Below are 7,604 nucleotides of genomic sequence, written 5' to 3'. Positions count from 1 at the left end.
TAAAATCCAATTGGATAAGAGGCTGAAAAAAAGCCTGTAAACTTTTGTTCAAACCAAGTTTGTCCATAGTCATAAGAATATCGGAAAATAGGATAAAGGGATGAAATAAGTTTATAGTCGCATACAAAATTTTTATAGCGATAATATCGGCTTCTATCCCCTTTTTCGAAAGTATATAAAAGCTCTTCTTTATTATTATAATAAGAACCTCCACCTTTAGACTTATTTTCATTGAATTTAGTAAAAAAATATTCACCATCCTTATAAGTCAGCACATCATAATTATTATGTAATTGCTGTATGACGGTTTTTGTATTATTTTTCGGGTCGTAGCGAAAGAGTTGTTTGGCATCTAGAATAAGTAATGTATCATCAGCAGTAACCCAAAAAGAACGGTTGTTTAATTCGTAGGGTAAAGGATACTGTTCCTCTCGATTCAATAAATTAACCAGTTTTAATGCCTTGTTATGGGAATACACGGCATATTTTCCATTAAAATTATAATAGGAGATATCAGCTTCAGAATCATATTCATCTATTTTAACGATTTTTAAACTGTTGTTATCTAAAAGATACATGGAATTTTTTTTACTGTTGTCTGGTAATCTACTTTGAGCTTTTATTAATGAATAATCATTGCTGGGATAAATCCATCTCATCTCTTGTTCGGGAAGCGATAACTCTTGATAACTTTTGCCCCGATCTTTCGATACATGTATTACTGCTTGATACCCTCTTTGGCTTGAATCAAAGGCATTAAGATCTTTATTTCCAATCAAAATAATGGTGTTTTCATTGGGGGCTATAAAATCTTCAAAACGAAAAGCAGACATCGGATCTAAGACAGTTGCTTGGTCGGTTAATTGGTATAATTGATTAAAATCGTATTTGGCTATCCATTTCATATTTCCTTGTTTATCGGGATTACAGCTGAATAAAAAAAGGCTTAATAGAGTAGTGATAATCAATTTATTATTTAGGGATATCATCATAAAAAACACTCTAGTTACATATCTTTTGTTATCGGACTCTTGTTATTAAATTTCAAAAAAACTAACGCCATTATAATGATTAGTTTTGAATGATTATTCTTTTTAATTTACTCATTTATATCGGTTTACTTACCACCGTTCATAATTATGAGAGTGATAAGCATAATAATCGTTTGTTTACTACACAACCTTTAATTCAATTCATCAATTTGTTTATCCACAAATTTGCGTTCGACAAGCTCACCGTCTTTATAGGTTTCTGTGTACAAAAGTTTGCCTTTTTTAGCAGAAGAATAGGGAACATAATAGGGAATAGAGCCGTCTTTTAACTTATATTCTAATTTATAAAACTTGCCTTCACCCTGTATTAACCCATTTTTATATTCGGCTTCAAAATATGAAGGACCAATTAAATGGTTTACTTTCTTCTCAATCCATAAACCTTCACGGGTATGGTTTTTAACTAAACCTTGTTCATGATTGTCTCTATAATTACCATTTTTGGGATAATAACGGATAAATTTTCCATCGTCGTTTAGTTGATATTGATAAAAAGGCGTTTGTACTATTTCTTCCTCATTAAATTCATAAACACGGGTTGAAATGATAAAGTTTTCATCTATATAAAAAATTTTGCAATCTGTAAATCCCATTGGACCGGAACGATTATATAAAATTCTTTTAGAATCTACCTGTACTCCATTTTTAAAAGATAACAAAAACATGGATAATTTATAATATGTTGAATTAGATTGTAAGGCAAATTTCAAGATTATATCGCCTTTTTTTAGGTATTTGGATGAAATGGTAAAGGGTATATCCTCTTTTTTAAAAAGGTTGTATTGGTCAAAAACCTGAGATAATTCTGAATACTCTTCTTTAAAAAGCTCGGGGGTATAAATTACAGTTTCTCCACAGCCCAATAAAGAACAAATGCTTTCCTTGTCGCTATATTTAAAGAAAATATCATGGTGAAGGTCAGCAATAAAATCTTCGTTTTTTGCTTTATGGAGTATTGCCCGCTGCCCTAATGGTGGTGATATAAGTGCACCTGACAAATCTTTTGCTGTGTCGGGAGTGGCAGGTGTATAAGTTATTATCGGTTGCCCATACGAACAACCCAACCATAGAGTCAATGTAAGTAAAATAATTATTTTATGCATAGATATTAGGGATTTCTCGAAAGTTAGAAATAGATAAATGAATATTATATACGGTATGTATTTTATTTCTATTTAGTTAAACTAATTTAATCCGCATAATCACTCATTTTTATTCAGGAACAAAATCACTAATATTATTAAAGACGATATGATAACCATCACCCATGTTTAACGTTATTTTTTTATAGGTAAATTCAACAAACAGGCTTTGTAATGAGTGAAAATCAAGCTCTTTTTTAGATAAAAATTGTGTTGCATATTCAATATATTCAGGGCAACAATCCTTATATTTTTCTGGGTTATCGATTATTTCATTCTGATAGAACTGTTTTTGAACCAAATAAGACTCTTTTCGGATCTCATCAAAATATCTTTCATGGCAAATGGCTTCTAGCTGTGGTGTAGTTTTAATCGCTGTTGATAAAATAAATTTCCCTTTATTGTTATGTAGCAGTATATCTTCTTTAAAAGAAAATGGTAAAAATACATTTCCCCTATCAATATCATCAATTAAGTTTTGAGAAACCGCATATTCTATTTCACCAGTTAATAGGAAATCTTGATCCTTGTTATCTATAAATTCTATTTGGAGATCATCTATACCCAGATACAGCTTTTTAATGATAAAAAGCGTCTTACCTTTTTGTACCAGTGAAAAGTCTTCAGGGTTTAATCCTTTTAATGCTAATTTTTTACTGCCTAACTGAATTAAAACAGGATCATGGTCTAACACAATGACTTTGCTAGAGTTTATGCTTGTTTTTTCCTCTTTATGCGTATAAGCACAAGAAGTCAAAAAGCTAATGAGTAAAAGTATAGCTATCGTCTTCATTATTTTCCTAATTAAATAGTAGTATGTATAAAATCTATATTAAATCCCCAATGTTCATGATCATAATGATTTTGAATCACCAGAGTTTACACCGGAAAACTCTGTCAAACCTATCGGAAAGCTTGTTCACACGCAGTAAGGCATAAAAAAAATAGAACAAATACGAGAGGGCGATCTGTGATTGTCTCAAAACCAAACCAGTGGCAAAATAAGCCTAAAAAAGTAACGTCATTATCCGCTAAGAGACAGACACCACCGTACAAATAGAGCTGGAAGGCGAAACCATTGAAACTACCGCCGAACACCCTTTTTACACCAAAGAAGGCTGGAAAGATGCCGCCGACCTCACCGAATAATACCACATACAAACCAAAAATAAAAAATGGTATCGTGTAAAAGGGTAAAACTATCTTTATACTAAGAAAGAAGTTTATAATTTTGAAGTTGAAGGCTGGCACACCTACTTTGTCGGCAAACTCGCTTGGCTGGTGCATAATGCGCAGCCTTGTTTTTCTACAATGATAATGGAATCCCAAACATGGTTTCAAAATATCATTAGAGGGAGAAGTTTTAATATGGTAATGAATAGTGCTTTGAGAGAATTACATGGAAAAAAGTTACTATAATAGATGACATTTCTAAATTACCGGGATTATAAAATTTATAAAAAATTAAACAATATGTATACATTAAAATTCTTAGAATACAATGACCTTATGAAAGAGGTTATGTCTGAAGAAGGCACTTTAGACAATATATTAACCCTTAGTCTTGAGAATAAACCCACAGCAGAAGACAAAAAACATCTCAATAATGCTGAGGATTGGGCTAAATATGCTTTTGATAATGATAAAGAATACTATGTTACTTTTTTTAAAGATGGTGAACCTATAGCATGCGTAAATAATTATTTTAGAAAGATAAGTGTAACTTTTTTAACTTATAATAATGGAGAACTATTTGTCTATCTTTATATGATTTATAATAAAGAAAAGGGGGCGTATAATAAAGACGTTGATGGTAGGATATTTTTACGCCAGTTTGAGTTATATGATGAAGATGCAGATAAAAGAATAACCAACAAAGTTCTTTTTAGAGATAATGGCATTATGAATGTTGAGACCATTACAGAAACAAAAAGACCGGAATTTAGTATGAATTATGAAGAAAAAGAGACAAAAGTAAACTTATCCCATAACTGGATAAGAAAACCTCAGAATTACAAAGATTATGAATATTTATTAGATTATCAGAATATTTTAAAGCCCGAATATTTAGATTTACCATAATATTTATTGTTCATTTTTTTATATTTAATTATTCCATTCGAAATTGGCATACCTAATTTGTCGGTAAACTCGCTTGGCTGGTGCATAATGCGCAGCCTTGTTTTTTCTATAATGATAAGAGAATCCCAAACATGCTATCAAAATATCATGAGAGGACGAAGTTTTAATTTAGTAATGAATCTATTTAGAAAAGGATTTGCTGATGATGCAGTAAAAGCATTTTATAAAGAACTATATATAAAACTTGCAAAAGCAGGAACAAAAAGTGGAAAGCAATATGTTGATAGTTTTGTTGAAGGAATTGGCATAATAGAAAGAAAAGCTACAGACCTATCAAATGTGTATAAAAAGACAGCTGAATCTTATATTAGGGACGCTGCAAAATATAAAAATACAGTAAGTAATGAATTAGGTAATCTTGGTGATAAAGTTTACCTCCATGTAGATAATATGAAGGTGTATCGGAAGATATTTTAAAATATGCATCTGGTAAAGGTGTAAGTATAATTGATGATATTTCAGTATTATTCAAAAAGTGATTAATGATGAGCAAATATAACTTTCAATTTAAAGAGTACAATTGGATAAAGAAGAGTTTAGATTCAGAAGAAAACACACTCAACAATATCAAAGAAAACTATTTAGATAATAATCTTAGCAAAGAAGAATTAGAGTTAATTAAAAACCCTAAAAAATGGGCTGAATATGCCTTTTCAAGCCTTAATCATCAACAATATTATGTGACAATCTTTGCCGGAGAAACTCCCTTAGCTTGCATAAACAATTCATTTTATGGAATTGACATTAGCTTTTTAGAATATAATCACGAAGGAGAATTGGTAAAATATTTATGGATGGTATACAACAGATATAATATGGATTTATATTTTAAAACAAATAAATTAATAAATTGGGATGATAATAATTTATTTTTATCTCAAGTGGAGGTAACAAAAGAAGATATAAAAAATAAAATCCATAATAAAGCATTATTTAAGTATAGTAAAAAATTGCTAAAATGGACATCAGTTCTTAACAATAAACAAGATGGTACTTATAAACGTGAAGATAAAGAAACAAAAGTCAATTTGACTGGTAATTTTATTCGTTCACCTAAACATTATTTAGATTACGAATATTTGTTAGATTATCAAAACATTTTAAAACCTGGATATTTAAATTTACCATAATATTTTATTGTGCATTCTTTTAGTCATAAAAAAAAACAAACGTAATGCGGAAAAATTTTCACAGAAGTTTTAAAATGATCGGTGGTTTCATCCGTAATAGGAGAGCTGGGATGATTATTAACTCGGTAATTCATGTTTAATTGAATCTTTACTTCATAAATACATGTATCAAGCTAAAACTATTTACCTTTTGAGTTTAGCCATACATTTTTCCAGTATTATTATCATCTACAATTTTGATATTTTGATAAGACTTGTTCATTTTGATCAAATAAAATAAGAATATCTGCACTATCAATCACACTTAACTTATTGAAAATTAGCATGAATAATACAAGAAGTATGTTCATGGCTTTTTATTTAGGTTTAGAGGCAAAAAAGTATATTTTATTGAGACATCTTCATAAATGAGGTATAAAATTTATACACTTAAATTTAATTCTCATTGAAGGCTAACATGAAACGTAACGTAATTATCGCAATGTTTATGGCAACAAGCTTATCTTGTTCTGCAGCTGAACATCACCCACATTGGGGGTATGAAGGGCAGGAAAAACCAGAAAACTGGGGAAAACTTTCACCGGAATATTCAACTTGTGAAAATGGTAAAAATCAATCGCCAATCAATATTGATCATGTATTAAAAACAGAACATAGCAAGCTTAAACTTACTTTTGAAGCCGGTCAGCAAAATATCATTAACAACGGTCATACTATTGAGATCGATGTTTCGGGAAATAACCAATTAGAAATAGACGATGAAATATTCACATTACAACAATTTCATTTCCATACACCGAGTGAAAATACCATTAAAGGCAAATATTTCCCAATGGCAGCACACTTTGTTTATAAAAACAAAGATAATGAATTGGCCGTAATCGCATTAATGTTTAATAAAGGTGAGGCTAATTCAGAATTAGCAAAAGCATGGCAACAAATGCCGACAGAATCAGGAAAAAGCGCCATTTTAGCAAACGCCGTTGATATTAAGGCATTATTCCCAAAAGAATTGAATTATTACCGTTTTAGCGGATCGTTAACAACACCTCCATGTACAGAAGGGGTAAGATGGATCGTGTTACAACAACAATCCCAAGCTTCAGCAGAACAAATCGAAAAATTCCACTCGATCATGCACCATGATAATAATCGCCCAATTCAGCCATTACATGGACGGATTATTGTTGATTAAATAAAACTTTTTCTGCTCTAATAGATAATAAGTCAATGGGCTTTACTGACATTTTGAACACCATAATTAAGTTAGTTTAGCCCTTTAAGTATTATCAGAAATCGATAAAGTATTTGCTACATCTACTTCCCTATCATTCACATAATATATAAATTCATTTCTTATTTTCTTCTTTAGATATTTCTTACGGTAAGCAATCTATATAATTTAAATTAGTTTTACTTATTTGAATGCAGGAATATGTGAAGTTTGACATTAACATATGTAGATTTAGTCATATGATTAAAAGTTTTACTCAGATAATAGAGCATTTATGACGTGATAAAATGATTTTAGGGATTTAATATTTATTAAAATTAAATTGGTGGAGCTGGCGGGAGTTGAACCCGCGTCCGAAATCTCTACATCCTTGGTACTACATGCGTAGTTTGTCTTTAAATTTCGCCTACCTGCTGCGGACAAACACGCTACCGATAGACTAGCTTGATTAAGTTTAATGCTTCCGCCCCAAGCAAGGCTTCCACACGATCTCGTTTGGGTTTGACTCCTCTTTATCCCCGTCCTACGAGCGGAGGCTAGGGAGAGAAGGCTCTATGCAGGTTATTAAGCTGCTAGTGCGTAGTTTTCGTCGTTTGCGACTATTTTTTTGCGGTTTATTTACGAGGCCTACCGCACCTCGGCATGCACCTTGGGTTTCGCAAATCCCGTCGAATCCAGAATCAGCCCCAATTGTGGTATAAGTAATATTAGGGCATTATAGGTGAATTCAAGTAGTAATACAAGTTAACCTATTTCTGGATTTATCTATCTTTCCATTGGTCTTGCAGGTTTTAAAATAGCGATATTAATGGTATGCTTTTTTTGTTTTCTCTGAATTGAATAGTTAATATCAAATAGTGAAAACTGTATATTATTTTGATTTAGGATTGTTTTTAAATATTTA

General features: G+C 31.0%; 8 protein-coding genes and 1 other RNA gene. 4 read left to right on the top strand and 5 right to left on the bottom strand.

Features of this window, described 5'->3' with window-relative positions; translation table 11 throughout:
- From J3U00_RS05800 to J3U00_RS05785, 4 genes are all read right to left on the bottom strand, one after another.
- The coding region (locus tag J3U00_RS05800) for a hypothetical protein (protein ID WP_267331846.1) at positions 1-905 on the bottom strand (905 nt) is incomplete at its 3' end.
- A gap of 278 nt (positions 906-1,183) precedes the next feature.
- Complete coding sequence (locus J3U00_RS05795) at positions 1,184-2,155, bottom strand: hypothetical protein (protein ID WP_267331845.1); 972 nt, start codon at positions 2,153-2,155, stop codon at positions 1,184-1,186.
- Between the two features lie 109 nt (positions 2,156-2,264).
- Positions 2,265-2,987, bottom strand: coding sequence for a hypothetical protein (locus tag J3U00_RS05790; RefSeq protein ID WP_267331844.1), 723 nt, complete (start codon positions 2,985-2,987; stop codon positions 2,265-2,267).
- A 110-nt stretch (positions 2,988-3,097) separates the two neighbouring features.
- Entirely contained in the window at positions 3,098-3,481 is a 384-nt protein-coding gene (locus J3U00_RS05785; protein WP_267331843.1) for a hypothetical protein, read from the bottom strand.
- 234 nt (positions 3,482-3,715) lie between these two features.
- Between J3U00_RS05785 and J3U00_RS05780 the strand changes: the two genes are divergently transcribed.
- The 4 genes from J3U00_RS05780 to J3U00_RS05765 all read left to right on the top strand — a co-directional run bounded on the left by J3U00_RS05780 (position 3,716) and on the right by J3U00_RS05765 (position 6,661).
- A complete protein-coding gene (locus J3U00_RS05780; RefSeq protein WP_267331842.1) occupies positions 3,716-4,276 on the top strand; it encodes a hypothetical protein in 561 nt (186 codons plus the stop codon).
- A gap of 87 nt (positions 4,277-4,363) precedes the next feature.
- Positions 4,364-4,753 (top strand): hypothetical protein, encoded by a 390-nt coding sequence (locus tag J3U00_RS05775; protein ID WP_267331841.1) that lies wholly within the window; start codon positions 4,364-4,366, stop codon positions 4,751-4,753.
- Between the two features lie 68 nt (positions 4,754-4,821).
- Positions 4,822-5,466, top strand: coding sequence for a hypothetical protein (locus J3U00_RS05770; protein ID WP_267331840.1), 645 nt, complete (start codon positions 4,822-4,824; stop codon positions 5,464-5,466).
- Positions 5,467-5,923: 457 nt separating this feature from the next.
- Positions 5,924-6,661 carry a carbonic anhydrase gene (locus J3U00_RS05765; RefSeq protein WP_267331839.1) on the top strand — a complete coding sequence of 246 codons (738 nt, stop codon included), beginning with the start codon at positions 5,924-5,926 and terminating at the stop codon, positions 6,659-6,661.
- A 362-nt stretch (positions 6,662-7,023) separates the two neighbouring features.
- Here the strand turns inward: J3U00_RS05765 and ssrA are convergent.
- Positions 7,024-7,388: a transfer-messenger RNA gene (gene ssrA / locus J3U00_RS05760) on the bottom strand.
- Positions 7,389-7,604 lie beyond the last annotated feature (216 nt).

This window comes from Gilliamella sp. B3127, from assembly GCF_026536935.1.
Lineage (GTDB): Bacteria > Pseudomonadota > Gammaproteobacteria > Enterobacterales > Orbaceae > Gilliamella > Gilliamella apicola_E.
The sequence above is the reverse complement of the archived record's forward strand: the minus strand, read 5'-3'. Positions and strand labels throughout refer to the sequence as shown.